This is a genomic window from Microcoleus sp. B3-A4 (assembly GCF_036705385.1).
Classification (GTDB): Bacteria; Cyanobacteriota; Cyanobacteriia; order Cyanobacteriales; family Microcoleaceae; genus Microcoleus.
In genome coordinates, this window is the sequence record NZ_JAUBUI010000043.1 from 1 (window position 1) to 24,203 (window position 24,203).

The 24,203-nt window shown below is 46.4% G+C and carries 21 protein-coding genes; 13 read left to right on the forward strand and 8 right to left on the reverse strand.

Going from position 1 to position 24,203, the window contains the following annotated elements:
• The 4 genes from QUB33_RS17515 to QUB33_RS17530 form a co-directional block, all read right to left on the reverse strand.
• On the reverse strand, positions 1-860 hold an 860-nt coding region (locus QUB33_RS17515), incomplete at its 3' end, for a calcium-binding protein (protein WP_333351965.1).
• Positions 861-1,241: 381 nt separating this feature from the next.
• On the reverse strand, positions 1,242-1,877 hold the full coding sequence (locus tag QUB33_RS17520) for a class I SAM-dependent methyltransferase (RefSeq protein WP_333351967.1): 636 nt from the start codon (positions 1,875-1,877) through the stop codon (positions 1,242-1,244).
• A gap of 6 nt (positions 1,878-1,883) precedes the next feature.
• Positions 1,884-2,345 (reverse strand): cupin domain-containing protein, encoded by a 462-nt coding sequence (locus QUB33_RS17525; protein WP_333351969.1) that lies wholly within the window; start codon positions 2,343-2,345, stop codon positions 1,884-1,886.
• Positions 2,346-2,392: 47 nt separating this feature from the next.
• Positions 2,393-2,872 (reverse strand): hypothetical protein, encoded by a 480-nt coding sequence (locus QUB33_RS17530; RefSeq protein ID WP_333351971.1) that lies wholly within the window; start codon positions 2,870-2,872, stop codon positions 2,393-2,395.
• Positions 2,873-3,020: 148 nt separating this feature from the next.
• Between QUB33_RS17530 and QUB33_RS17535 the strand changes: the two genes are divergently transcribed.
• The 3 genes from QUB33_RS17535 (at position 3,021) to QUB33_RS17545 (ending at position 7,193) form a co-directional block, all read left to right on the forward strand.
• Positions 3,021-4,475, forward strand: coding sequence for a folate/biopterin family MFS transporter (locus QUB33_RS17535; RefSeq protein ID WP_333351973.1), 1,455 nt, complete (start codon positions 3,021-3,023; stop codon positions 4,473-4,475).
• A 202-nt stretch (positions 4,476-4,677) separates the two neighbouring features.
• Positions 4,678-6,174, forward strand: coding sequence for a carotenoid oxygenase family protein (locus tag QUB33_RS17540; protein WP_333351975.1), 1,497 nt, complete (start codon positions 4,678-4,680; stop codon positions 6,172-6,174).
• A 119-nt stretch (positions 6,175-6,293) separates the two neighbouring features.
• Positions 6,294-7,193 (forward strand): DUF4436 family protein, encoded by a 900-nt coding sequence (locus QUB33_RS17545; protein WP_333351977.1) that lies wholly within the window; start codon positions 6,294-6,296, stop codon positions 7,191-7,193.
• 130 nt (positions 7,194-7,323) lie between these two features.
• Here the strand turns inward: QUB33_RS17545 and QUB33_RS17550 are convergent, their stop codons facing one another.
• Entirely contained in the window at positions 7,324-8,178 is an 855-nt protein-coding gene (locus tag QUB33_RS17550) for an SGNH/GDSL hydrolase family protein (RefSeq protein ID WP_333351979.1), read from the reverse strand.
• 358 nt (positions 8,179-8,536) lie between these two features.
• Between QUB33_RS17550 and QUB33_RS17555 the strand changes: the two genes are divergently transcribed.
• The 8 genes from QUB33_RS17555 (at position 8,537) to QUB33_RS17590 (ending at position 17,134) form a co-directional block, all read left to right on the forward strand.
• Positions 8,537-8,779 carry a DUF7219 family protein gene (locus QUB33_RS17555; RefSeq protein ID WP_333219290.1) on the forward strand — a complete coding sequence of 81 codons (243 nt, stop codon included), beginning with the start codon at positions 8,537-8,539 and terminating at the stop codon, positions 8,777-8,779.
• 112 nt (positions 8,780-8,891) lie between these two features.
• Positions 8,892-9,425, forward strand: coding sequence for an RDD family protein (locus QUB33_RS17560; protein ID WP_333351981.1), 534 nt, complete (start codon positions 8,892-8,894; stop codon positions 9,423-9,425).
• Between the two features lie 38 nt (positions 9,426-9,463).
• Positions 9,464-9,652: a 50S ribosomal protein L33 gene (gene rpmG, locus QUB33_RS17565; RefSeq protein WP_190658616.1), complete on the forward strand. Its 189-nt coding sequence runs from the start codon at positions 9,464-9,466 to the stop codon at positions 9,650-9,652.
• Positions 9,653-9,947: 295 nt separating this feature from the next.
• Positions 9,948-10,163: a 30S ribosomal protein S18 gene (rpsR, locus tag QUB33_RS17570; RefSeq protein ID WP_006631377.1), complete on the forward strand. Its 216-nt coding sequence runs from the start codon at positions 9,948-9,950 to the stop codon at positions 10,161-10,163.
• A 298-nt stretch (positions 10,164-10,461) separates the two neighbouring features.
• Positions 10,462-12,468, forward strand: coding sequence for a ribonuclease R family protein (locus QUB33_RS17575; RefSeq protein WP_333351983.1), 2,007 nt, complete (start codon positions 10,462-10,464; stop codon positions 12,466-12,468).
• A gap of 431 nt (positions 12,469-12,899) precedes the next feature.
• Positions 12,900-14,342 (forward strand): 1-acyl-sn-glycerol-3-phosphate acyltransferase, encoded by a 1,443-nt coding sequence (locus QUB33_RS17580; RefSeq protein WP_333351986.1) that lies wholly within the window; start codon positions 12,900-12,902, stop codon positions 14,340-14,342.
• Between the two features lie 156 nt (positions 14,343-14,498).
• Positions 14,499-15,386: a histidine kinase dimerization/phospho-acceptor domain-containing protein gene (locus QUB33_RS17585; RefSeq protein WP_333351988.1), complete on the forward strand. Its 888-nt coding sequence runs from the start codon at positions 14,499-14,501 to the stop codon at positions 15,384-15,386.
• A gap of 284 nt (positions 15,387-15,670) precedes the next feature.
• Positions 15,671-17,134, forward strand: a complete 1,464-nt coding sequence (locus QUB33_RS17590) for an IctB family putative bicarbonate transporter (RefSeq protein ID WP_333351990.1) — start codon at positions 15,671-15,673, stop codon at positions 17,132-17,134.
• 282 nt (positions 17,135-17,416) lie between these two features.
• On the opposite strand, the gene QUB33_RS17595 is transcribed toward QUB33_RS17590, so the two are convergent.
• The 3 genes from QUB33_RS17595 to smpB all read right to left on the reverse strand — a co-directional run bounded on the left by QUB33_RS17595 (position 17,417) and on the right by smpB (position 19,530).
• Positions 17,417-17,647 carry an Osc7112_2153 family protein gene (locus tag QUB33_RS17595; protein ID WP_333351992.1) on the reverse strand — a complete coding sequence of 77 codons (231 nt, stop codon included), beginning with the start codon at positions 17,645-17,647 and terminating at the stop codon, positions 17,417-17,419.
• Complete coding sequence (locus tag QUB33_RS17600; RefSeq protein ID WP_333351994.1) at positions 17,644-18,369, reverse strand: tetratricopeptide repeat protein; 726 nt, start codon at positions 18,367-18,369, stop codon at positions 17,644-17,646. The genes QUB33_RS17595 and QUB33_RS17600 overlap by 4 nt, the downstream gene beginning before the upstream one ends.
• A gap of 693 nt (positions 18,370-19,062) precedes the next feature.
• A complete protein-coding gene (gene smpB / locus QUB33_RS17605; RefSeq protein WP_190658630.1) occupies positions 19,063-19,530 on the reverse strand; it encodes an SsrA-binding protein SmpB in 468 nt (155 codons plus the stop codon).
• 127 nt (positions 19,531-19,657) lie between these two features.
• Between smpB and xrtO the strand changes: the two genes are divergently transcribed.
• Together xrtO and QUB33_RS17615 are read left to right on the forward strand one after the other, a co-directional pair.
• Positions 19,658-21,244, forward strand: a complete 1,587-nt coding sequence (xrtO, locus tag QUB33_RS17610; protein WP_333351996.1) for an exosortase O — start codon at positions 19,658-19,660, stop codon at positions 21,242-21,244.
• On the forward strand, positions 21,222-24,152 hold the full coding sequence (locus QUB33_RS17615) for a TIGR02921 family PEP-CTERM protein (RefSeq protein ID WP_333351998.1): 2,931 nt from the start codon (positions 21,222-21,224) through the stop codon (positions 24,150-24,152). Before xrtO ends, QUB33_RS17615 begins: the two co-directional genes overlap by 23 nt.
• Positions 24,153-24,203: the final 51 nt, after the last annotated feature.

Below are 24,203 nucleotides of genomic sequence, written 5' to 3' on the forward strand. Positions count from 1 at the left end.
GTAACTGGCAGATTGTTAATGTAGTCTTCGCTAACTGTAGCTGTGGAAGAAGTATCTAGTTCCACTTGAACGCTGACAGCCCCCTCGCTGCTGCCAGTGCGTTGAACTGTGGCGACAATTTCGGAAGTGCCACTCTTGCCCTCGTCGGCACTGTAGCTAGAGGTGCTGAATTCTAAGATACTGGGGGTTGATGTTGAGGTAACTGGAGCGAGTGAGGTGGTGAAATTGGCGGCTGTGATACTGCTGCTGTTAATACCTTTTAAAATAGCGAGATATTCGCCTGTCACGTTATCTCGAACGATCGTATCTCTGGCAAAATCCCCTGTTCCTTGAGAGATATTCAAGTCTTGAAATTGCAAGCCTCCATCGAGTCCTATTAAGTCTGTACCCAGGCTAAAGTCGGCAATCAAGTCAGCATTGCCAAGACTAGAATTGCCCCTAAAAGAATTATTTTGTACTCTGCCGATCGCAAAAATGTCGTCACCATCGCCACCGCTTAAGGTATCGCCACCGCTATCTCCAAATAGGACATCATTGCCTTCATTTCCCGATAGCAAATCATTTTCTTTGCCACCGCGCACAAAATCGTTTCCCTGCCCTCCTTCGAGGGTATCATTACCGTTATCGCCAAACACCCAATCCTCGTTTGCGTCGCCTTGAATTAGGTCACTGTCTTTGCCGCCGTAGAGGGTATCATTGGCTTGATTGCCCAAGATGTAGTCATTACCTTGGTTGCCAAAGATTTGATCGTCACCTTCTGCGCCAAACAAAGTATCATCGCCTTGTTTACCCGAGAGCGAGTTACTTCCAGGAAAGCCAATTAAAACATCGTCGTTGGGAGTACCTTCAAGTGTAGCCATTTTTTTTATACATGCTAAGTGAGCGGAGTTGCTCTAGCGCGGATCTCCCGGGTTAGGCGAAGCGATCGCGATTTCCATCGCGCGTAGTGCGATATTGCAAATTATAATCTATGACGCTGCCAATTTTATTAAGTTTCGCAGTTGGGCTGCCCAAAGGAAGTGCGTAGGCTTTGCAATTAACTACTGTTTTCTTTAGCTATTAAACTGGTTTTACCCAGCTCGCGTAGCTGGTGCGATCGATCAACTTTACGTCATCCTATCGGTTGGCGATCGACAATAAACAAGATTTATTGTCTCGCGCGGTTGAAAAAAATTAGATCGAGTTCACGCCCGCAACGAAATTTCAAGCGTTTGGGAGCCTTCTTCGCCACCTTGACACGGCTAAACTGGTTTCACCCCAACTAATAAAGCGAGTTCCCGCCACTTCCAATAACAGTCTGCATCTGTAAAACCAATTTCTCTAAACCAGCGCAGTTGCGTTTCGACATCAAGCAATTTATTAGACGGATCTTCGGGTTCGTGACTAATACCCAGCGCCTCTCGAAATTTCTCGTGTAAAGCGGGAGTTGCTGACGCTACGTGCTCCAAATTGCAAAAAATGCCTCCCGGTTCCAAAAGCTCGAAAATCTCCGCGTAAAGCGAACGTTTGCGATCGTCTGTTACATGATGAATCGCAAAACTAGAAACAACCGCATCAAACTTGCCCAAATCCGGTAAGGATTGATCAAAATTGTGCTCGATTACCGTGACATTCTGGTCATCAGCAAAGCGAATTCTGGCTTTTTCCAGCATTGTCGGCGAAAAGTCGATCGCCACACATTCAACATTTGGTCGATCGCACTTCAGCAAACCCAGCAACCGCCCGTCTCCCGTGCCCACATCCAGAATTCGCTTAACATTTTTCGGCACTTCCTCCAACAAAACCGCTTCACCTTCAGTGCGGTGAGGAATTCCATCAGCTTTAGCAAGATACCACAAAGCGTGTTCCGCCGAAGTCCAAAGATTCACTTGACTCATAAATTTTCAACTCTCATAAACCTCGCCATTTTTGCGAGTAAAAATCCAACTATTTCCGTTACCTTTCGCCACTAGATCGTCATCGGGATATTCGGCACTATCTCCCGGAGTGCGATCGCCAATTTCCAGATAAACAACCTCTCCCATCGAGCGGTTGACTAAATGGTGTCCGTCTGCGTCTCCCGCCGGAAAACCCGCCGCCATACCCGGTTTAAGCACTTGCTCTCCCGAATTTGCAATCAGAGTAACTTCCCCTTCCAGGACATAGATTAACTCATCTTGCCGGGTGTGCCAATGCCTGAGAGCAGAACAACTTCCCGGCGCAAGTCTCACCAAATTTACCCCAAAATTCTGCAATCCGGCAGCATCGCCCAAGCGTTTTTTAACTCTCCCCGCAACAGCAGATTGGAATTGCTGAGGGTACTTGGAACCCGTAATTTCCGGCACCTTTTTAGGATCGATAATCATCAAACCTTCCTTTCACCAATTGCCCACTCTTATCAAAAACAAATCACCTATTCTAAAGGTTTCAAAGTAGTAGGATTTTCTCGAATAGGTTTAATAAAACGGCTGTTCGCCCGCACAAAACAATTACCCTTATTTGTTGAGATCGGCAGCCAAGGTTTGCCCTGAGAGTCAGCAATCATAATTTGATTGGCATTATTTCCTGTCACCGCTTGCAAGCGTTCTCCCCGCCGAAATGCAGTCACCACAGGCCACTGCGAAACATTATGTTTATTTCTTTCAAACAACTCATCAGGCGCATCCAAACCGTCCACAGAAATTGAGCGAAATCTCTGAGCCATCCGGCAATTCAACCCTTTAGAATCAGAGTCAACAACCAACCAATTTACCTGCCTGTTGCCCCGCTGTCTCGCAGGCGGCACCGGATAATCACCTTGCTTGTTAGCAACAGGTATTGCTGAGGCTAAATTAGCCCCCATTCCTAAAATCCAAGCCCCTGCGAGAAAGACAATTCTAATTTCTGCTTTCATTGCTACTAAAAATCCTTTAATTCGAGCTCATCATAATTTTATATTACCTGCCACTTTCCCGTCACTTTCGCATCCCACCTCCGACAGTTCCCGGAAGCCATTAAGAATGTGTTATAAATATTGAGATTCATTAAGAAATATTGCTCAAATGTTCGTTTCCCCCTCCGGCGTCAGCAAACTCAAAGAATCTTTAAAAGAAAAAGTATTCTTTGGGAATGAGCCAACCCCCGAACTCATAGCCATCTTACTGATTTACTTCGTCCAAGGCATTCTCGGACTCGCCCGCTTAGCCGTCAGCTTCTTTCTCAAAGACGAACTCGGCATGAGTCCGGCAGAAGTCTCGGCAATGCTGGGCGTCGTCGCCCTGCCTTGGATTATCAAACCCGTGTTCGGCTTCATGTCTGACGGTTTGCCGATATTGGGCTACCGCAGACGCCCTTACATCGTCCTCTCCGGGCTGCTGGGAACCTTAGCATGGGTGAGCCTCGCAACAATTGTACACACACCGCTTGCCGCTACAGGGGCGATCGCCCTCAGTTCTCTCTCTCTCGCCGTCAGCGACGTAATCGCCGACTCCCTGGTAGTCGAAAGGGCCAGAAAAGAATCCGTTACCGATGCAGGTTCCCTGCAATCCTTGTCTTGGGGCGCTGCTGCCCTCGGCGGACTAATTACCGCCTACCTCAGCGGTTCCCTGCTGCAACACTTCAGCACCCACACAATATTTTTAATCACTGCATCTTTCCCGCTAATTGTATCAGCCACAGCTTGGTTAATTGCCGAAGAAAAAACCGACAAAAGAACAGACTTTGAAACGGTCAAAGACCAAGTAAAACAACTGCGGCAAGCTGTTACCCAAAAAACAATTTGGCTGCCCACCGCCTTTCTCTTCCTCTTGCAAGCCACCCCAAGCTCTGACTCCGCCTTCTTCTTTTTCACCACCAACGAATTAGGCTTTCCACCAGAATTTCTCGGCCGAGTGCGCCTTGTTACCAGCATTGCCGCCCTCGCCGGCGTCTGGGTGTTTCAGCGCTTCCTCAAAACAGTTCCATTTCGAGTAATTTTTGGCTGGTCAACCGTCATTGCGACTGCTTTGGGCATGACTACTTTATTATTAGTAACTCATGCGAACCGAGCTTTAGGAATTGACGATCAATGGTTCAGCATCGGAGACAGCCTGATCCTCACAGTAATCGGACAAATTGCTTATATGCCGGTGCTGGTACTCTCCGCCCGCTTGTGTCCCCCAGGCGTCGAAGCAACTTTATTTGCACTGCTGATGTCAATCACCAATTTAGCAGGACTTTTGTCCCACGAAGGCGGTGCACTTTTAACCCACTTGCTAGGAATTACCGATCGCAATTTCGATAACCTCTGGCTGCTAGTGATAATCACAAACCTCTCCACACTTCTGCCCCTACCCTTCTTAAATTGGCTGCCCGCCGAGAGTACAGAAAGCGGCGATCCAAACTATCAAAAGTCTCTTCCCGTATTAGAACCCGAACTGGGCAGTTCCAAACCAGGCGGACAGCATTTCATGCCCGAATACTTTCCCGACTTAGTACCGACAGTAAGGTCACAAAGCCGCACGGCAGATAGCAAATAAAGGAAGTTCGGCAACGGATTTTGTAACGGATGTAACGGAGTGAAAGAAAGAAGAAGGAAGACAGCAGAAAGATATTGAACTTGTAGATATTAGAACTACAATTCACTGCGAAAATCTCCCTAGTTTTATTTCCTCTTCTTTCGCCTCCTTTCTTTATCTCTGCGCCCTCTGCGGTTAAATCAATAAAAGCTTATTCTACACAATGCAAAACATACAAACTCCTCCAGCCAAAACTGCCGCCCAAAACCTATCATACGATCGCACAGACTGGCAGCGCGGCTACGAATCCCAACCCAACGAATCCGACTACTGGATTGACGACATAGAAGGCGAAATCCCCCCCGGCTTGCAAGGCACATTCTTTCGCAACGGGCCCGGATTATTGGATGTCAACGGCCAGCGCATCCACCACCCGTTTGACGGTGACGGGATGGTTTGTGCGATCGCAATATCCGAAGGCCGCGCCCATTTCCGCAACCGATTCATACACACAGAAGGCTATCTCGCCGAACAAAAAGCGGGAAAAATCCTCCACCGAGGCGTTTTCGGGACGCAGAAGCCAGGGGGCTGGCTAGCCAACATCTTTGATGTCAAAATCAAAAACATTGCCAACACCAACATCATTTATTGGGGCGACAAATTGCTAGCGCTTTGGGAAGCCGCAGCACCCTACAGACTCGACCCCCGCACCTTAGAAACATTCGGCTTAGACACCCTAGACGGCATTTTACAACCCGGCGAAGCCTTCGCCGCCCACCCCAGAATTGAAAAAGGGAAAAATGGCAAAGGAGACAGATTAGTAAACTTTTCTGTCAAGCCCGGTTTGTCGAGTACCATCACGATTTACGAACTCGACGAAAGCGGCAAACTTTTGCAGCGTCACGCCCATGCAATACCGGGTTTTGCCTTCCTGCACGACATGGTAATTACCCCGAATTACTGCATATTCTTCCAAAATCCCGTCTCATTTAATCCTCTACCATTCGTGTTAGGATTTCGGAGTGCCTCCCAGTGCATTCAATTTTCGCCAAACAAGCCAACGCAAGCAATTTTAATTCCCCGCAACGGCACTGACGAGGTAAAGATATTAGAAACCGAACCTTGTTTTGTCTTCCACCACTGCAACGCATGGGAAGAAGGAGACGAAGTTTTTGTTGACTCAGTTTGTTACGAATCATTTCCCACTGTAGAGGCGGACGGCGATTTTCGCGAGGTAGATTTTGAGAGCGTTCCAGCGGGCGAATTGTGGCGGTTTAAGTTAAATTTGCAAGACAAAACGGTGCAGCATCAAGTTGTTGAAACTAGGTGCTGCGAGTTTCCAACTTTGCATCCGAATAATGTCGGACAACCTTACCGATATCTTTACATCGGTGCTGCTGATGCTCCCACGGGAAATGCTCCTTTGCAAGCTATCCTCAAAATGGATTTCGTGACTGGTGAAAGGCAAATTTGGAGTGCGGCACCACGCGGTTTTGCGGGGGAACCGGTGTTTGTTCTCCGTCCCGATGCTGTTGCTGAGGATGACGGGTGGCTGCTGCTTTTAATGTATGATGCAGCTCATCATCGATCGACCTTAGTGATTTTAGATGCTCGCGACATCACCAAAGGGCCCCTAGCGCGCTTGCATTTAAAACAGCACATTCCCTACGGTTTGCACGGAAGTTTCACACCAAATGTACTGCTTCCTATAGGTTCGTAGTTGCCCGTTGATTAGCCTGGTTCTTGCGCCGATGAGCGCCACAGCCCGCCGGGGGTTTAAACCCCTGGCGGACTGCCGGGAGTGCTAACAACTATTCACAATAAAAAATATCGTAATAAATGCAAACTATCAAGACATTTAATTTAAAAAAAATATTTATTTTAATAGGCACTTTCCTCGCAATTTTCGCAATCATCTTATCTATTTACTCTCACAATGCTAACGCCCAAGAGCCTTACAATCCCTCTCCAGAAAGCGCTGTAGCATCCAAAGGCTTGGTTGAGGTCAAAATGACGGTAATTGCAGTTGATCCCATTAAGAACGAATTAGAAACCCGCTTGCAGTTTGAACTCAAAGGTATCTATAAAAAAGGACCAACTTACCCGGCTCAAGACTTGTTAATGACAGTTAACGGGGCAAATGTACAGGATTCGGAAATTACCTTTAAAGAAGGGAAACCGATGATTGTTCCTGCATTGAAGTTTAACTTAGTCAAAGGAAAAATTAACAATTACCCGTTTGACAAGCACATTGCTAAAGTAGCTATTTCGCTCGACCCGCTGCCTTCAATTGGTAAAAAGTTTGCTCCATTTGAACTGAATCCCGTGCCACTTAAATTTAATTTTAATGCCGACGTTCCCGGTTTCGACATTAGTTATCAGCCGATGGAGGAGAATTCCTCTATCTTTATTTATATTGATGTTTCTGCAACTAGATCGCTCCCGGTCAAATTCTTTGCCTTAGTGATTATTGTCATCATGTGGGTGTTGTCAATTATGGCATTTTTGCTCGCATTAAAAGTGATGAAATCCGGCAAGTTGCCGGAAGTGGGAATGCTGAGCTGGACTGCTGTGATGCTGTTTGCTTTCCCCGCGATTCGCAACGCTCAACCGGGAGTGCCTCCGGTGGGAACTGCAAGCGATTTTCTGTCGTTTTTTTGGACGGAAATTATTGTTGTGGTGGCGTTGGTGATTATCGGTAGTTGTTGGTTGAAGCGGTATCATCCGCCAATTGAATGATTTGAGATTTGAGATTTGAGATTTGAAGAATTTAGCCCAGAGATAAATCTGGGGGCTTTTACCCTGGGGACTTTCAATTAACAGTCAACAGTCAACAGCCAACCGTCAACCGTCAACTAAATTCAAAGATTCACTTTTGGACTTCTAAATTCTCAATATCATTTGCGGGTACTCCCAAACCTCGCAAAATAGTAAAAACCATAATTCGATACCCCGACGGATTCGGGTGAACTCCATCTGCCGCCAACAAATTCAGAGTTTTACCTGCGTGCTTTTGATACGTGCCGATAACTTCCCGAAAAGGCGCATTCAAATCAATAAACAAGCACTGATTCTCTGACGCAATTTCTTGCATCGCGGCAACATACTGTTGCAACCTGCGATTTTCTGGGCCGTCGATACTTTCCCCTATCAGAGTAGGAGAAAGCAGTACAACTCGAATTTCTGCGGCTTTTGCTGCCAGCACCATTTGAGTTATTTTCTCCCGATATTCTGCCACTTGCACTCCTGCGGACCAGTTGCCTTCCGGATAAAACTGATTGTTTGGGAAGTCGAAGAAAGCGTTCCAAACGTCGTTGACTCCTACATTAATCATTACTAAACCTGGCTTTTGGTCGATCGCATCTTTCTGGAAGCGCGCCTGCATATCAGTCGATTTGTTACCGCCGATCCCCGCGTTGACGATTTCGATTGGGCGATCGGGATAAAGGGCATTCAGATAGCGTTGCAGCAGCCAAACGTAACCTCCGGGGAATTTCGCGGCCTCGGTGATGCTGTCGCCCACTATCACAATTTTGCGCTTGCCGGCGAGGAAGTTCTGGATTTCTGGTGCCGGCGTTGCTTGGGATACGGATTCTTTAAACACTGGAATTAAGGAGTGAGGAAGGTTGAGGGCGATAATACCAGCAATTACGGCGATGGCAAGTCTAATTAAAAGTTGCCTCAGCCGGGGTTTGGGACGGAGCGATAGCGCATTAGGAGACATTACGCAGATTCCTACTAAAAGTCTAAGTATTTATGTCTGCAATAATATTATCCATTTGTGGTTTTTTTGTCACTTATTTCAATAAGTCAGTCCTGGAAAAACAGCAACCTGGTTTTGACGCCAACTCCCAAGTTATGAGCCTGAACGCAAAAACCTGATTGTTGACCCCGTATGCGTAAGTTTTACAAGTGAAATTACTGAGGTTTTTGCCCCCCTCATCTCTCTGTGTAATTGCCATCACAAAAAAACTCGCCAAATGTCACATGATTTCTGCTACTTACAGCACAACTTTAGAGTGGAAACGTGGTTTATAATATTGATCTGTTCAGGGAACAAGTTTTCAGGGGAGGTTAAACCAATGGCAGCCAATTCAAATTTTTTATATCCTCAAATTCGCTATTACGGTGAAGTAAAGCCAGAAAATTTAGTATTTAATGCGAATTTACAAGAGTTTTCTCAGCGGGTGGGTTACATCAGCTCCTTGACATCTAACGGTAAAATCTCTGTAGAACAGGCATTTACTCAGATACAAACACTCTGGGAAGAGGTGGAAAACTCCAAAAAGCAGTTGGGAATTGGCGAAAATCCCTTTTCAGCTTGAATAATTAGCGGTAGGCTTTGACGTTGATTTACGCTGATTGATGCCGATCGATTAATCCACAGCTTAAGATGAAAAATGAAAAAGTAGCTAGTGGCGATCAACCTTTTTGCCTATGAGTTCCGACCTAGTTCCTCTCCTTCCCAAAGTATCCGTCGGCCGCCGCGCCGCGGCCCTCTGCATCGACGGAATCGCAGTTTTGCTGCCCAGTTTGCTTCTGGGCAATAATGCGATCGTCCAAACCATATTTTTTGTCCTGCTGTGGCTGATCCTGCGCGTACCCATCGTCAGGAAAAACCAAGGTCAAAGTCTCGGGCGCTGGGCCTTGGACATGAAAATTGCCGATACCAGATTCCAACGGATTCCCGGAGTGCAAGAACTGTGCAAGCGCGAGGCATTGCTGGGCATTTGCGTCGCCTTAGCCTTCGCAGGTATAGGGGGAATCACATCTACCAACGCTGCCGTCTTGCTGCTGATCCTGCCCCTGGCGATCGACTGTAGCGTTGCCCTCAACTCCGCCGAAAGGTTTCCTCAAGCTTTCCACGATCGCATCGGGAGGACGATGGTCGTCGGAACCCGCCGCGGCTACTCCCTCGACATCAAAGTTAGAAGATTGCTTGACCAAGTGCAGAGCAATGTGAGAAGATAATAAATTGTGTTTAAATTAGTCGAAATTTATTTAGAATTATGGCTAAAGGCGTCCGCATCATAATTACTCTAGAGTGTACTGAGTGCCGTACAAACGTAAGCAAACGCTCAAAAGGCGTGTCTCGGTACACCACCACCAAGAACCGTCGCAACACGACGGCGCGGCTGGAACTCAAAAAGTTCTGCCCCCATTGCAACCAGCACACTGCCCACAAAGAGATCAAGTAGTGATTAGTCATTAGTCCTTAGTTATCACTCATCAGTTGTTGGCAATTGATATTGAACCCGCCCAAAAACGGGTAGAAGCCCCCGACAATCCTGGGTGGAGCTCGCAAAATTTTAGACGAAGGTTCAAGATCCCAGATTCTTTTGTGGAGTCAATCTAAAATCTAAAATCTAAAATCGACTGACCCGCGAAAAGCAGATAACTAACCAATGCTTTCCTGACGGCTAGCAACTAACGGCTAATAACTAAAAACTAACAGTCAACAGTCCAAGAACAACAGTAAACAAACAACAAACCATGACTTACTTTCGCCGGCGCGTTTCGCCCATCAAACCAGGAGACCCGATCGACTACAAAGATGTCGATTTGCTCAAAAAATACGTCACAGAACGCGGTAAAATTTTGCCCCGCCGGATTACAGGTTTGACTGCAAAACAGCAGCGAGACCTGACCAGAAGCATCAAAAGAGCAAGAATTGTAGCTTTGATGCCCTTCGTAAACCAAGAAGGTTAACAGGATTTGGGATTTTGGGTTTTAGATTTTGGACTGGGAATAAGACTTGCGCGAAAACAGCATCTTTCTGTTATAAAAAAAGCAGCAAGAATGCAGCGGAATAGGGTTAAGAGTCGCTGCAGCGCAAGTCTTAATCACAAGTCAAAAGTTAAAATATAAGCAAAAAACAGAAAACCTTTTGAGATTTTAACTTTCACAAACCAGAAAAATTGCCAATATCCAAAATCTAAAATCGCAAGCTCGAAACTCGATAAGTGGCCACGGTAAAAATCCAAAATCTCAAATATAAAGCTGGCAAGTGGAGAAGGGAACGTTAGTAGAATTTAGAATGCACGGCGACCGCCGTCTGGCAGTTGCCGATCGCCCCGACGGCAAGAAAAACTGGGTCGTGGTAGACGAAAACGGTCAACCGCACAGCATACCGCCCAAACAAATCACCTACGAAGTAGTGGGAGAAACTTACAAACCCTCCGACATTCCCAAATTTCTCAAAGAAGTAGAAGCCTACTCAGATCCGTCGAGTTTGGAAGTCGCTTGGGAACTTTTAGTAGGCGACGGAGAAACTGCAGACCCCGAATCCCTGGCAATGCTGCTATTTTCCGAACGCAGTGCAGCCCAGTGTTACGCGGCTTACTGTTTGCTATCAACAGACAAACTGTATTTCAAACAAAAGGGCGATCGCTACGAACCGCGACCGGCCGCGCAAGTAGCCGAAATCAAACACCAGCAAGAAGTAGAACAGCAGCGACACCAGGAATCCCAAGGATTTTGGGATCGAGTCAAACAGCGGCTGGCAGGGGAAAATGTAGATTGGGAACACAGCGATCGAACTCGCCTCGACGCCTTAGAACGCTTTGCCCTCCTCGGAGAAGAAGCAACACACCGCACCCCGGCCTTAGAAACTTTAGCCAGCTTAGAACGATCCGAAAACCCCGAAGCAGCATTTCAACTCCTAGTCGATCTCGGCCTGTGGAGTAGCCACGAAAACCTGTTTTTGCGGCGCAGCCAAATTCCCCTACAATTCTCCGCAAAGGTATTAGAAGTGGCCCAACGCTGCCTAGAAAATCCCCCAGCCGACTCCGACACAAATCGTCTCGATTTAACTCACCTCAAGGTTTACACGATCGACGACGAAAGCACCACCGAAATCGACGACGGCCTCAGCTTAGAATTCCTCGAAAACGGCCAGCAGCGCCTGTGGATACACATTGCCGATCCCACCCGCTTGCTTTCCCCCGGAGACGAACTCGACCTCGAAGCCAGAAAGCGTACCACTACGGTTTATCTGCCAACGGGAATGATCCCCATGTTTCCCCCAGCTTTGGCAACCGGGCCGATGAGTTTAATTCAAGGCCAAGAGTGCAGCGCGCTCAGCTTCAGCGTCACCTTAGACGAAATCGGCGCGGCTCAAGATTACAGCATCCACATCAGCACCATAAAACCCACCTACCGCTTGACCTACGACGACGTAGACGAAATGCTGGAGTTGGGAATCGAAGCAGAACCGGAAATAGCAGCGATCGCCTCTGCAGCAAAACTGCGCCAAAAATGGCGGGAAGCCCAAGGCGCAATCAGCATTTTCATGCCCGAATCAGTCATCAAAGTCAACGGCGACGACATTAAAATCCACGTCATCGACGACTCCACAGCCCGGATGCTAGTAGCCGAAATGATGATTTTAGCCGGCGAACTAGCCGCCCGCTACGGTCAAGCTCACAACCTGCCCATACCCTACCGCTATCAGCCGCAGCCCGAACTCCCTCCCGATGAAGAACTGCTGGCCGTGCCCGCAGGCCCCGCCCGCGCTTGCGCCGTGCGCCGGTGTATGCCCCGCAGCGAAATGGGCCTCACCCCCGGACGCCACGCCGGATTGGGTTTGGAATTATACACTCAAGTTACTTCCCCGATCCGTCGCTATACCGACTTGCTGACTCACTTCCAAATCAAAGCCCACCTGCGGGGCGAACCCCTGCCTTTTACGGCCCAAGAAATACAGGACATTGTGATGTGTCTCGGCACCGCAGTTAAAGAAGCATCCACCGTGGAACGCCAAACTAACCGCTATTGGGGATTGGAATATTTGCGGCGCAACCCCGATGAAGTTTGGGAAGCTTTAATGCTGCGCTGGCTGAGAGAAGACAGCAATCTCGGATTGATTTTATTGGAAGATTTGGGTTTAGAATTGGCAATGCGATTTGGTCGATCGGTCGAAATAGGCGATCGGCTAGAAGTCAAAGTCACCCACTGCGATCCGCGATCGGATGTCATTAACTTCCAGGAAATGATATTTGAAGCCGCACAATAGGATTTTAGATTTTAGATTTTGGATTGCAAAAATCTGTGTTGAAGACTGAAACTGACGATAAATCTCGTTTTTAGTCCAGTTTCTGACCCCCTCGCCTCCCCCTTGTCAAGGACAGGGAGGTAAAAAAGATCCTGGGTTCATATCTAGTCCTGTAAAATAATCGTAATTCTTGTCAGGGCTAGTTCACCCCCGATCTGTAATATAAGCCAGAAATTCCGTCAACCGGCCCCGACCAAAATATTGTGACCGATCGACTAGACATAATATTCGATTCAAGACGGGTAATACTTTTGACGTTAAATTGACACGCTTTGCTATCTTCTCTCTTCCTCTGCGTCCTCTGCGGTTAATCAAAAAAACTTCAGCATTGTAACAATTGGAAGTTTTTACCGCAGCCTAGTAATCTAAAATTTAAAATTTAAAATCGCAAAATGCCCAATTCAATTAGCCAAGTTCAGCCGCCGCTGGAATTCATACCCCCAGCCTACAACCCTCTAGTGATGCAAGGTTGTAAGCAAATATTCCCCTGGTGGCTGCGATTTCAGACGAGTATCAGCGAGGTTCAAGCCGAAAACGTCGAAACCCTCGCCGAACTATTCCACCAATTTCAAAATCAGAAAGTTCGCTTCTTGCTAGCCTTCCGCCACCCCAACTCAGACGATCCCTACTGTTTGGGACAACTAATTTGGAAACTCGTTCCCCAGGCAGCGCGCGCCAAAGGTATTCCCCTGCAATTCCCGGTACATTCCCACTTTATCTACGATCGGGGCATTCCCCTGTGGGCCGGTGCGGGAGTCGGCTGGTTGTATTCCCAACTCGGTGGCACTCCGATTGTTCGCGGTAAAATTGATCGCGTCGGATTGCGATCTGCCCGCAATTTATTTGCCAACAGCCAATTCCCGATCGCCGCCGCCCCAGAAGGCGCCACCAACGGTCACAATGAAATAGTTAGCCCCCTCGAACCGGGAATTGCTCAAATGGGTTTCTGGTGCGTTGAAGATTTGCTGAAAGCCGGACGCACTGAAAAAGTTTTAATTGTGCCGATCGGCATTCAATACCGCTATATCAACCCACCCTGGCAACCCCTAGAAAAACTTCTAACTCAATTAGAAATTGATTGCGGACTGCCACCCTTAGAACGCACCGAGATCGCTAATTTAGAGACTGCAAATCCCGATTCCGAAAACCACAATCACAAATTCCAATATCTGCGCCTGATTCGACTTGGCAGCCATTTGCTAGCAGTGATGGAAGAGTTTTACAGCCGTTTTTATCATAAAAGTTTACAGCCTGAAACATCTCTTTTAACATCATTATCACTTCCCAACAAAACGGGAAATGATTCTGGCAATGAAGTAATGATGGCTCGACTAAAAGCCCTGTTAGACGTGGGTTTGCAAGTAGCAGAAGAATATTTTAACTTAAAGCCCAAAGGCAGTTTAATAGACCGCTGCCGCCGTGTGGAACAAGCAGGATGGGAGTATATTTATCGAGAAGATATCAAAGATATTGCAGCACTTTCTCCCTTAGAAAGAGGATTAGCCGATCGCCTCGCTGAAGAAGCAAGTCTTCGGATGTGGCACATGAGACTTGTAGAAAGTTTCGTGTCCGTCACGGGCAGGTATGTCGCAGAACAACTGACAGCAGAACGTTTGGCAGAAACAACTTTACTGCTGTGGGACGTACTGGCTCGCATCAAAGGGGGAAATCCTTTCGGCAGACCGAAGTTGGGCAAACAGCAGGTACAAATGACCGTGGGCGAACCCATATCAGTGAGCGATCGTTGGGATCGATATCAAACCAGTCGCAGGTTAGCAGTTGCCGAACTCACTCAAGACTTGCAATCAGCTTTAGAAGCAATGATTAAATCTTAACTACTCAGATAAGGAAGAGCTTCTAGGGAAGAAGGAATATATATTTTTCTTCACAACTTTTTTTTTGGTGAATTATAAAGAAATTGTTATAAACTTTTGGAATAGGTCTAATGAACCGCAAACGCTCGCTCGACAATGAACCAATAAAAATTAGCGATGACTAACAAACCTATCGATTTGTCTACTAACTCAATTAAAGTAAAACTGCTGAATAATTTAGCGCAGGAATTGCTCACACCGCTCACTTCTGTCCTCGGCATGGCAAGCGTGTTGAAACAAGAAATTTATGGTCCATTAACGAGCAAGCAAAAAGAATATATTGACGTGATCCAAGACAGCAGCCGCTCTTTGCGATCGCTAGTTGAAGAAATTTTGGAACTGGCAGAACTAGATGATTCCGCTTTCACCTTAAAGCGAAGCGCAGTCGATATAGAAACTTTGTGCCAGCAGGTTGTGACAATCCTGTCGTCGGTGGCAAGTAGACGAGAGCAAGAAATTAATTTGTCGATGGGGCCCGGGTCGCGCATCTGGTTGATAGATAAAGATAAGGTTCAGCAAATGCTGCACCACTTAATTTTTAGCATTATTCAATCTGCTGGGGCAGGCAGCGTGATTCGAGTCCACGTTTCTCGGAAAGAAGACGGTATCAACATCGGAGTTTGGGTTTTTCATCCTTGGTTAGGGGAAAGTTTGCCCCATGCTAAACTCTACACCGACTACTTGTTGAAGGCCGGATCTGGTAGCGGTTCGCCATCGCACTCCGAAACCGACTCCCTCGGACTCGAAGCGCAACTCCCGACACAGGGTTCGCAGCGATTAACGCTGGCGTTTTCTGAGTTGGCGGCTTTGGTGGCCCAGAATGCCGAGGATACCGCGCCGGTGTTAGCTGGTTACGGGGCGCGGGAACGCTTGGGGCTGCTGCTTTGCTGCCAGTTGGTGGAAATTCAAGGCGGTCAACTCTCAATTCAAGGAGCCCCGGAATCTGGATATCGCTACGTGCTCTGGCTGCCCTGCACAAATGCTACGGAATTGTTGGAAGGCTAAAGAAGGAAGAGGGAAGTTCGGCAACGGATTTTCTAACGGATGTAACGGATGGAAAGAAGAAGGAAGAAGAAACAAGTCATTTGTTAATTAATACTGAGATGTTGCACCCTTCTCAATAAGGCTTTTATGCGCGGTATCGCGTGCCCCGCCCACAAGAAATTTATTCTTGGTGGAGCCGACCCGAAAAGCCTTAAGCGAGAATGCTGCAAGATGGGAGTTACTACCAATTGTCGCTGCTTTTAGACTCAATTCCCAATTCCCAATTACCAATAATCAATCTAAAAATGAATTCAGTTTGGCAACAGTTAACTCTGGCAAATTTGCCGCTCTCTCAGTGGCAAAGTAGAAGTTATTTATTCAATTTGGCGATCGGCTCTTTACGCAGTTGGCGGCAGAGTAGCTGGCTGATGCAGTGGGCCGAACCCTTGGGTTTTGTTTTGCTGGCCTTGACTTTCGGTTTGGCGCCGTTTGTAAACAATGCCTTGGTGGGGGTGTTGATGGTGGCTAGCGCTGCTTTTTGGGTGCTGCTGACTGTTTCGGACGATCGCGAGATCCCCTTCACGCCGATTCATTTGCTGGTTCTGCTGTACTGGGGCATAGCCACTGTCGCAACCGCCATGTCGCCGGTCAAAGTCGCCGCTGCTACTGGTTGGAGCAAGCTAACGCTGTATTTGCTGTTTTTTGCGCTGATGGCTCGGATATTGCGATCGCCCCGTTGGCGATCGTGGTTAATTGCCGTGTTTTTGAACGTCTCTTTAATTGTCAGTTTCTACGGCGTGCGGCAGTGGATTGACAAAGTGCCACCATTAGCTACTTGGAACGATCCGACTTCTATTCAAGCCAATGTCACGCGAGTTTACAGTTTTCTAGGAAATCCTAACTTGCTTGGTTCCTATTTGCTGCCGGCCATTGCATTGAGCGCCGCCGCACTTTTTGTGTGGAAAGGATGGGGAACAAAAGTTTTAGCGCTGACGATGCTGGTGGTGAATTGCGCGTGTTTGCGCTACACGGACAGCCGTGGTGCTTGGATCGGTTTTGTGGCTCTACTGGTGGTATTTTTAGTGCTGCTGTGGTACTGGTACAGCCCTTTGATGCCTCGGTTCTGGCGAACTTGGGCCCTACCGTTAGGGTTAGGAGGTTTGGCTGGGGCCTTAATTTTGGGAGTGGCTTTAGTGGAGCCCCTGCGCGATCGAGTTTCGAGTATGTTTATCGGCAGAGGTGACAGCAGCAACAATTTTCGGATTAATGTTTGGACTGCGGTGATTGACATGATTCGCGATCGACCAATTCTTGGAATTGGCCCGGGAAACACTGCTTTTAATAAAGTTTATCCGCTTTATATGAAGCCTAGATTCACTGCTTTGAGCGCTTATTCCGTCCTGCTGGAAATTGCGGTGGAAACCGGTTTTATCGGTTTAATGTGTTTCCTTTGGCTGATGACTGTCACCGTCAATCAAGGTTTGTTGCAGATCAAACATCTGCGGGATTCACAATTTAAGATCTCTAGGTTAGAGGAAGAATCCCGAAATCCCCAATCTCAAATCCCAAATCTCAAATCGAATCAGGGGTTTTGGTTGATTGGGGCGATCGCAACTTTAGCTGGCATGATGGCCCACGGTTTTGTCGATACAGTTTGGTACCGACCGGAAGTTAATATGCTTTGGTGGTTGATGGTGGCGATTATTGCTAGTTTTTACAGCAACTCGCATCAGCATGAGCAAGATTCAGCTTTGACGGAGGGCGAGTAGATAGAATTGCTGGCGGGGATTTTCTCCCCGCCCGGTGTGGATTCCAGCAATAGCCGATACCGCAATGATTAAGAGTTATACCAGTGCAAAAAAAGAATGCAGCTTTATGCAAGCTGCAAACCATTATCGCCATAAGTTATTTCCAATTCTTCAATTATTAATCTCAAATCTCAAATGCTATAAGGTGCGGACGGGGCACCCTGCATACTACTACTACATACTACATACCTGTTGCTGTAAAGTGGTGATGGTACACTCTACAAAATTTATTGAAAATAACTCTTATTCTTCGCTCTCCGAAGGCATGATGAATCTGGGACACGGATATTTTCCACCATCTCTATCTTGGCACCGCCGCCTCCTCGCTTGATAGGAGTCGAACGGCGTTTCGACTGATTCATTAACTGTAATTTTAACAGTCGAAGGAGTTGGCAGTGCTGTTGAGGCTTGACTTAGCTCCAGTACCGTTATAATTGCCAGTATGGTTGATGAAAACAAAACTGTTCGTTTCATTTATTTGTTTTTTCCTCGTTTAATCGTTGACGTGCCATCCCTATCCATATATCCTCATCGAACTCTTGGGAATCCGCATACTTTAGACAAATTTTCCACTGCGGTAGCGCTTCCTTAGTATTTTTCATCTTTTCTAGGACTTGCGCTTTTAAGCAGTAAGTTGCTGGTCCTTCACTATCAAGTTTAATCGCTGCATCCAGATGTTGCAATGCCTCTGAATATCGACCCTGTTCCAGGCGAGCCCATCCCAAGTTTTTGAGTAAAGAATATTTTACTTGATCGTCCTCAGCTAATTTCAAACCTTGCCACAGGAAGTGAACGGCAGCCGGATAGTTTTTTTGATCAACTATATATAACCGAGCCAGATTGCTGTAAGCAGCAGGTAGACCGAGTTTTGCAGCTTGCAGATATTTGCCTCGGGCGCATTGTAAATCTTGCACCTCTTCGCAAAGCCATCCTAAATTGTAAAGAGCTGTTCGGCTTTTTGGATCTACCCAGAGCGCTAACTCATATGCTTTTTGAGTATCAGCGAATCGGTTGGCTTTGTAGTTTTCAAACGCAATATTATTAAAGAAAGATGCCAGTTCCGGCAAAGCAATTTTCCAGCCGCCAAAGCCTACTGCTAGCATCAGCAAGAAGGCCCCCCACTTGGAGTTATGGTGCTTTTTTGCTGGCTCTTTCATGGCATTGAAAATGTTAGCTAATGGTGTCATTTTTAGCATTTTTTAACTTGAGAGTTGGGCGATATTTTGTTTGCCAGATTTAATTGCCACCCTAATGGCCTCATAATTTTATGAAATGACTCAGGTTTGAGCCCATTTCTCATAGGAGTTTGTCAGTCCACAGCCAAATGCTTGGGTAATGCTCCCACTACCCAGATGTATTCGAGCATAGGTTAATCATTCATAAGGCTCCACAAGCCATCCGGATATTTTCAGGAAAAAGGAAGCAGGAAGCAGGAAGAAGGTAGAACAGTTGCCTTGTCTAAGTAATAATACTTAGTCAGCGGTCAGTCGATCGACAGTATGCGACTGTATGAGGAGATACAGCCTATTCCAGGTTTATGAAGTGTAGGGACTTACCCTGGGCCGTTTCCCTACGGGGATGGAACGAGCTGGGGTTTAGTTCATCAACATAGAATCTGCTGTAAGATGGACTCCGGTGAAATAACTCTCATTAAGTTTGTAGCCACCACGGAAGTCCTCAAAATTCTCAACGGGGAATATCAAACAATTTTATGATGAGTAATTAATTGAACTCTATTTAAAATAATCAATCACTAATCAGCAATCACCAATCATTAATCACTAATGAGTCCTGAGTAATAAACATCTCCATAAATGAAAATTTAAACCTTCGAGTAGCAAAGGTTGTAGTTTCTTTTTCGGAGATGTTTAATGACTAATGGCTAATGACTAATATTGCTTCATCGCTCTTTCCATATCCCGCTTGTCTTCGCGTTTCTTCAAATCTTCGCGCTTGTCGTACAGTTTTTTCCCTTTACCCAAACCGATATCGAGTTTTACCCAGCCGCCTTTTAAATACATTTTTAACGGCACTAAAGTCAAACCTTTTTCTTCGACTTTACCTATCAATTTACGGATTTCCTGCTTGTGCATCAGCAATTTACGGGTGCGGCGGGGTTCGTGATTAAAATAGTCGCTAGCACTTCTCCAGGGCGAAATGTGAACGTTGATCAGCCACAGTTCCCCGTTCCGAACTAAACCATATCCGTCCCGCAAATTGGCTTTTCCTTCCCGAATTGATTTGACTTCGGTTCCCTTCAACTCGATGCCCACTTGGTATGTCTCTATAATTTCATAGAGATGGCGCGCTTGTCGGTTATCGCTAACAATTTTGTATCCTGGGCTTTTTTCGCTCATTTTTACCTCCGATAAAATTAATTATTATAACGCTAGCTTCTCTGTAGAGAAAATCGAAGCTTGACAAAACTTAAATAATCGGTCTAGACATTACCAATTTGGCTGAGCTAAGATGTCACCAACGTGAATGTCAAGCAGTATCATGCAGCGCACCAATATCACTGATTCTGCAATTCCAGATTCTGTTACTCCTCATCGTGCGGTTAATGGGGTTTGGCTGGCTCCTTTTTTACTGGCGCTTGCTTGGTTTTGGGCTAATATTTCGGCTGTTAAGTGGCTGTTATCCTCGTTTGTTGAAATACCCACACTGTACAAGATAGTAATTGGCTTTCTGATTGTAGCATTAGTAGTGCGATCGATTGGGAACTCCGTTAGCGCAGCCCTCGAAGAGGATCGCCCACCGGGATTTTCGCCAAATTTCGTTTTGAGGCGATATCCGCTGCTATTGATGTTGGGTGCGGGTATTTGCTCGATCGCCCTTCAGTACATAATTGATATCAAACAAGTTACTGTCCTGCTATTTATCCTCGGAACTTACGGGCTGTGCGGCTTATTGGTGGAGCAGAACTTTTGGCAAAAAAACTTGCCCGTTGCGGGCTTGCTGGCTTGTATTTTACCATTCAACAGTCAGTTTAATAGCGGATTAGGTTTGCCGGCGCGAGTGCTGACTGCTCAGGTAGTAGAACAGTTGCTCTCAATGCTGCACGTTGGGGCTATTTCTTCTTACGATATTATCGTTTTGGAAAACGGCATAGCTCACGTTGACGTGCCTTGTAGCGGCATTAAAACCCTCTTAGTCGGAACGCTATTTTTGCTAGCTGCTACCTGGCTGGAAGGGCGTAAATTGAGTTTAAAATGGCTAGCAGTCGGCGCTGCTAATCTCTTAATGTTGGTGTGTGCTAACGCTGCGCGCGTTGCCGTGTTAGTCCTGGTTGCCGAAGTGTTTAAGCAGCCAAAAATAGCAGAAATTATTCACGTTCCTCTGGGAATTGTCGGTTTAGTATGTGCTTGTGGTGTGACGTGGTTAATGCTGCAACGAGTACCCAAATTTCAGCCAGAAAAACCCAGCGTTATTTCGGCAAAACCCAACTCAGAAATATTCCAAAATCACCCTTTAGCCAAACCAGGAATAATTGCAGCAGTAACAGTTTTGGCACTCATGGCTCAACTGTCTCATGTAGAAACGTCAAAAATGGCAATCGCACCTTTAAGATTGCCTGAATATATTAAATCAGATTCCATTCCCCTGAACCCTAGCGAACAAAAATTCTTTGGCAACTATGCGGACACGCAAGCACAAAAAATCCGATTTGTCGCCGGCAACTTGCGCGGTTCCATGCTCACAGTAGCGAGCACATCCTGGCAAAGTTATCACGCCCCCGAGTTATGTTTTGTAGCCAGCGGAATTCCCGTCAATCGCATTGAAAAAAAACAATTAACTCCTTCAGTAACAGCCCGGTTGCTGTCTCTCAACAACAATCAATTATCAGCAGTATACTGGCTGCAATCGGCACAGTTAACTACAGATAACTTCTTGTCCCGTATCGGCAGCGACCTCACCCACAAAAATCACAATTGGGTGCTAGTTTCCATTCTATTTGACCGTTCGCTACAAGCCGAAAATCAGGAAGTGAAAGAGTTTGCTAGTAATGTATACGATACCGTCAAACAAAGCTTACAAGGAAAAATAAATGAAAATCAAACAGGTATTTGATGGAATTTTTTTAAAAATTTTTTGGTTCTGGAATTTGACTTTTTTATCGATTGTTTACTTGGGAATTTTGCCGATTATAGGAGTGCCATTAATTATGGCGACAATCGATGGCATAATCCCCCTAGAATTTACTTTGACAATGGCAGCTACGATCGCAGTACCCACTGTATGTACTGTAGTAGGCTCTAGGCGTTTTAGGCAGCAACCCCTAGAGCTAATGCGTTGGTTTTACGGCGTAGAAGCACCGCTATTTTTGCTGTGTTTGCTCCGCTTGTTCCTGCTGCGAGAACTCACCCCAGCTAGTTCTCTAATAATCGCTACTATTGTTTTGTGCATTGCAGCCTTTTCAGTGGAAATGCTGTACGGATATCTGGGTAAAAGAGAAAATGTTCAAAATATTTCATATATTCAAAATATTTCATATTCCCAGAAATTCGATAATAAACAGCCTCGTTTTTTAAGCTTAAGCGCAGACAATGGAAGTGCGTGGCTGCAATTAGGATGCCACAGTTTAATGCTAGTAGTTGGCATTTGGGCGGCAACATTGCTGATATATTACGCTGTACCTGTGGCATTGTTTACACTTTATGGATTCTTCGCTGTAGTAATAGAATTTTTCAAGTTTACATGGGTATCACCATTTTGGGATATGTTTAGAGACGGGCAGTGGGTATATAGTTTAAGCTTGGGTTTAATTTGGATAGCGCTATCCTTGATATTCTTTGGTTTAACCTGTAGCTTATTCGTTGTTATGCCTTCGCTGTACGGCTTTCTCTACATTGATTCCGGGCGAAAAATATGGCAGAGTTTTGCTGGACAATACGGGAAAAATAAAGCGCTAATCGGAAGTTTGGGAGTCATAGCAGCTTGGCTGGCTATTTTCTCGGCTTTGCAGCAGCAGCCACAAGTTGCAGCACTGAAAATGTTGGCGAGTCCCCCCGCAAATGACACGGTTCGCCAAACTTTATTAGCGAATTCTGATATGATTCGATCCGGCTTAGTCAATGCTTATTTGTCTCCTTACCGCTACCTCAGCAGTGTGGGAGAAAACAACCACATTTATGAGATATACAAAAACACTTTGAATTTGCCTGACCAATCGGCTCAAACGGTGCAGAACAGCTATAATTTTTTAATGTCACCGTTTTTGTATCAAGGCTCTAGTGCTGATGTGGAAAAAGCCGAAAAACTCTACGGCGAATTCTTCGATACCGAACTGCAAAAAGGCGACACAGAAGCAGTAAAACACGCGGTGCAGTCAACATCAAACCGGGAAGAAGCTAAAGCTGGTTTGCTGAATGTCAATCAAGAAAAAGTATTGTTGCAGTCGCAAGAAGTGACCGTTAAAGAAAACGGCGACTGGGCTGAGGTTCAACTCTACGAAGTTTACGAAAACCAAACGCCCAACTTACAAGAAGTATTCTACTACTTTTCCCTGCCTGAAAGCGCCGCAGTTACAGGGATTTGGCTGGGAGATACTGGCGATTTAAACAACCGTTTTGTATTTACGGTATCGCCTAGAGGTGCGGCCCAGCAAGTCTACAACCAACAGGTGAGAGAAAGAGTCGATCCGGCTTTGCTAGAACAAATTGGCCCCAAACAATACCGCTTGCGGGCTTTTCCAATCCCAGCTAAACGAGAATCCGCCCAAGCTGGCGAACCAAAGGAAATGCACCTGTGGCTTACTTACAAAGTCATGCGCCAGCCGGAGGGTTGGGCTATGCCTATTTTGGGTGAAAAACGCAACATTTTTTGGAACCAAAATACTCGCCGCACGATTGCTGGAACAGAGGTCGAATACAGCGAGAAAGAAGCAAGAGAAACTTGGCTGCCACCCTTTTTGCCCACAGTCGCACAGCAACCGTTAACAGCGCAGGAGGCGGTTCTACCGGGAGGAAATATCATTTCTGCTAAGCCGCTGGCTGATGCAAATTACTCGCTACCGCAAGGCAAAAAATTTGCAGTTATTCTCGATACTTCCCGCAGCATGGCGACGGCAAATAAGGAAGTAAAAGAGACTTTTGAATGGTTGAAAGCTAATGCAGCAGGCAAGAATGCTGTTGATTTGTATATCGCCAGCGCTGCGGGAATGCCACCTAAGTTGGTGGAAGATGTACGCAATTTCGATGCTGGAAAGGTGACATTTTACGGTACAATCCAGCTCAAAGATATGCTGCAACAGTTTGCACAGTTGCGGGGCGATAGAAGTTACGATACTGTATTTTTGGTGAGTGATCGCCACAGTTACGAATTGTCGGACGATCGCAAACCTAAACTTTCCATCTCTGCACCCCTATGGACAGTGCATTTGGGAGGTTTGCCCCCCGGCTACGACGACGCAACTTTAAAGGCTATTCAAGATAGTGGCGGCGGAGTTGCTACGGATATGAAAGAGGCGATGCAGCGAGTAGCAACGACAGCAGCTTCGGGCGAATCTACAGTTAGCGTGGTTGACGGCTATGCTTGGAGTTATGCCAAAACCCCGCAGTCGGAAAAAAGCGCAAAATCGGCGGCAGTCGCAGAGCCAAAAAATGCTGAAAATGAAGGCTTTAAACCGATAGCTGCACGGCAGTTGATAACTGCACTTAGCAAGCAGAAAAGTTCAAATCAATTGACGCAACTGGATGCGATGCACGCAGTAGCTAAAAATTTCAAAGTGGTGACTCCTTATTCTTCGATGATTGTGTTAGTTAATGACGCGCAAAGGGAGCAGCTAAAAGCAGCGGAAGCTAAGAGCGATCGATTTGACAGAGAGGTAGAATCTGGTAAGGAACAGTTGAGTAAGCCGAATAATCCTCTGAATGTTTCGGGGGTTCCTGAACCCGAAGAATGGCTGCTGTTGGCGGTAGGCGCGATCGGGCTTTTGGCGATTTTCCTCCGCCAGCGGCGCGCGAAAATGGTAGGTTGAAAGTAAATCCGGGTTTGCTACTCCCTCGATGATTCGGCGGTTGAAACCGCT

Excerpts from the sequence above, each read along its gene's own strand:
- QUB33_RS17525 (WP_333351969.1), bottom strand. The coding sequence starts at position 2,345 with ATGATTATCGATCCTAAAAAGGTGCCGGAAATTACGGGTTCCAAGTAC.
- QUB33_RS17590 (WP_333351990.1), top strand. The coding sequence starts at position 15,671 with ATGAATTCAGTTTGGCAACAGTTAACTCTGGCAAATTTGCCGCTCTCT.
- rpmG (WP_190658616.1), top strand. The coding sequence starts at position 9,464 with ATGGCTAAAGGCGTCCGCATCATAATTACTCTAGAGTGTACTGAGTGC.
- QUB33_RS17530 (WP_333351971.1), bottom strand. The coding sequence starts at position 2,872 with ATGAAAGCAGAAATTAGAATTGTCTTTCTCGCAGGGGCTTGGATTTTA.
- QUB33_RS17555 (WP_333219290.1), top strand. The coding sequence starts at position 8,537 with ATGGCAGCCAATTCAAATTTTTTATATCCTCAAATTCGCTATTACGGT.
- QUB33_RS17535 (WP_333351973.1), top strand. The coding sequence starts at position 3,021 with ATGTTCGTTTCCCCCTCCGGCGTCAGCAAACTCAAAGAATCTTTAAAA.
- QUB33_RS17580 (WP_333351986.1), top strand. The coding sequence starts at position 12,900 with ATGCCCAATTCAATTAGCCAAGTTCAGCCGCCGCTGGAATTCATACCC.
- QUB33_RS17600 (WP_333351994.1), bottom strand. The coding sequence starts at position 18,369 with ATGCTAAAAATGACACCATTAGCTAACATTTTCAATGCCATGAAAGAG.
- QUB33_RS17545 (WP_333351977.1), top strand. The coding sequence starts at position 6,294 with ATGCAAACTATCAAGACATTTAATTTAAAAAAAATATTTATTTTAATA.
- xrtO (WP_333351996.1), top strand. The coding sequence starts at position 19,658 with ATGTCAAGCAGTATCATGCAGCGCACCAATATCACTGATTCTGCAATT.
- QUB33_RS17595 (WP_333351992.1), bottom strand. The coding sequence starts at position 17,647 with ATGAAACGAACAGTTTTGTTTTCATCAACCATACTGGCAATTATAACG.
- QUB33_RS17550 (WP_333351979.1), bottom strand. The coding sequence starts at position 8,178 with ATGTCTCCTAATGCGCTATCGCTCCGTCCCAAACCCCGGCTGAGGCAA.
- rpsR (WP_006631377.1), top strand. The coding sequence starts at position 9,948 with ATGACTTACTTTCGCCGGCGCGTTTCGCCCATCAAACCAGGAGACCCG.
- smpB (WP_190658630.1), bottom strand. The coding sequence starts at position 19,530 with ATGAGCGAAAAAAGCCCAGGATACAAAATTGTTAGCGATAACCGACAA.
- QUB33_RS17540 (WP_333351975.1), top strand. The coding sequence starts at position 4,678 with ATGCAAAACATACAAACTCCTCCAGCCAAAACTGCCGCCCAAAACCTA.
- QUB33_RS17520 (WP_333351967.1), bottom strand. The coding sequence starts at position 1,877 with ATGAGTCAAGTGAATCTTTGGACTTCGGCGGAACACGCTTTGTGGTAT.
- QUB33_RS17560 (WP_333351981.1), top strand. The coding sequence starts at position 8,892 with ATGAGTTCCGACCTAGTTCCTCTCCTTCCCAAAGTATCCGTCGGCCGC.
- QUB33_RS17585 (WP_333351988.1), top strand. The coding sequence starts at position 14,499 with ATGACTAACAAACCTATCGATTTGTCTACTAACTCAATTAAAGTAAAA.
- QUB33_RS17615 (WP_333351998.1), top strand. The coding sequence starts at position 21,222 with ATGAAAATCAAACAGGTATTTGATGGAATTTTTTTAAAAATTTTTTGG.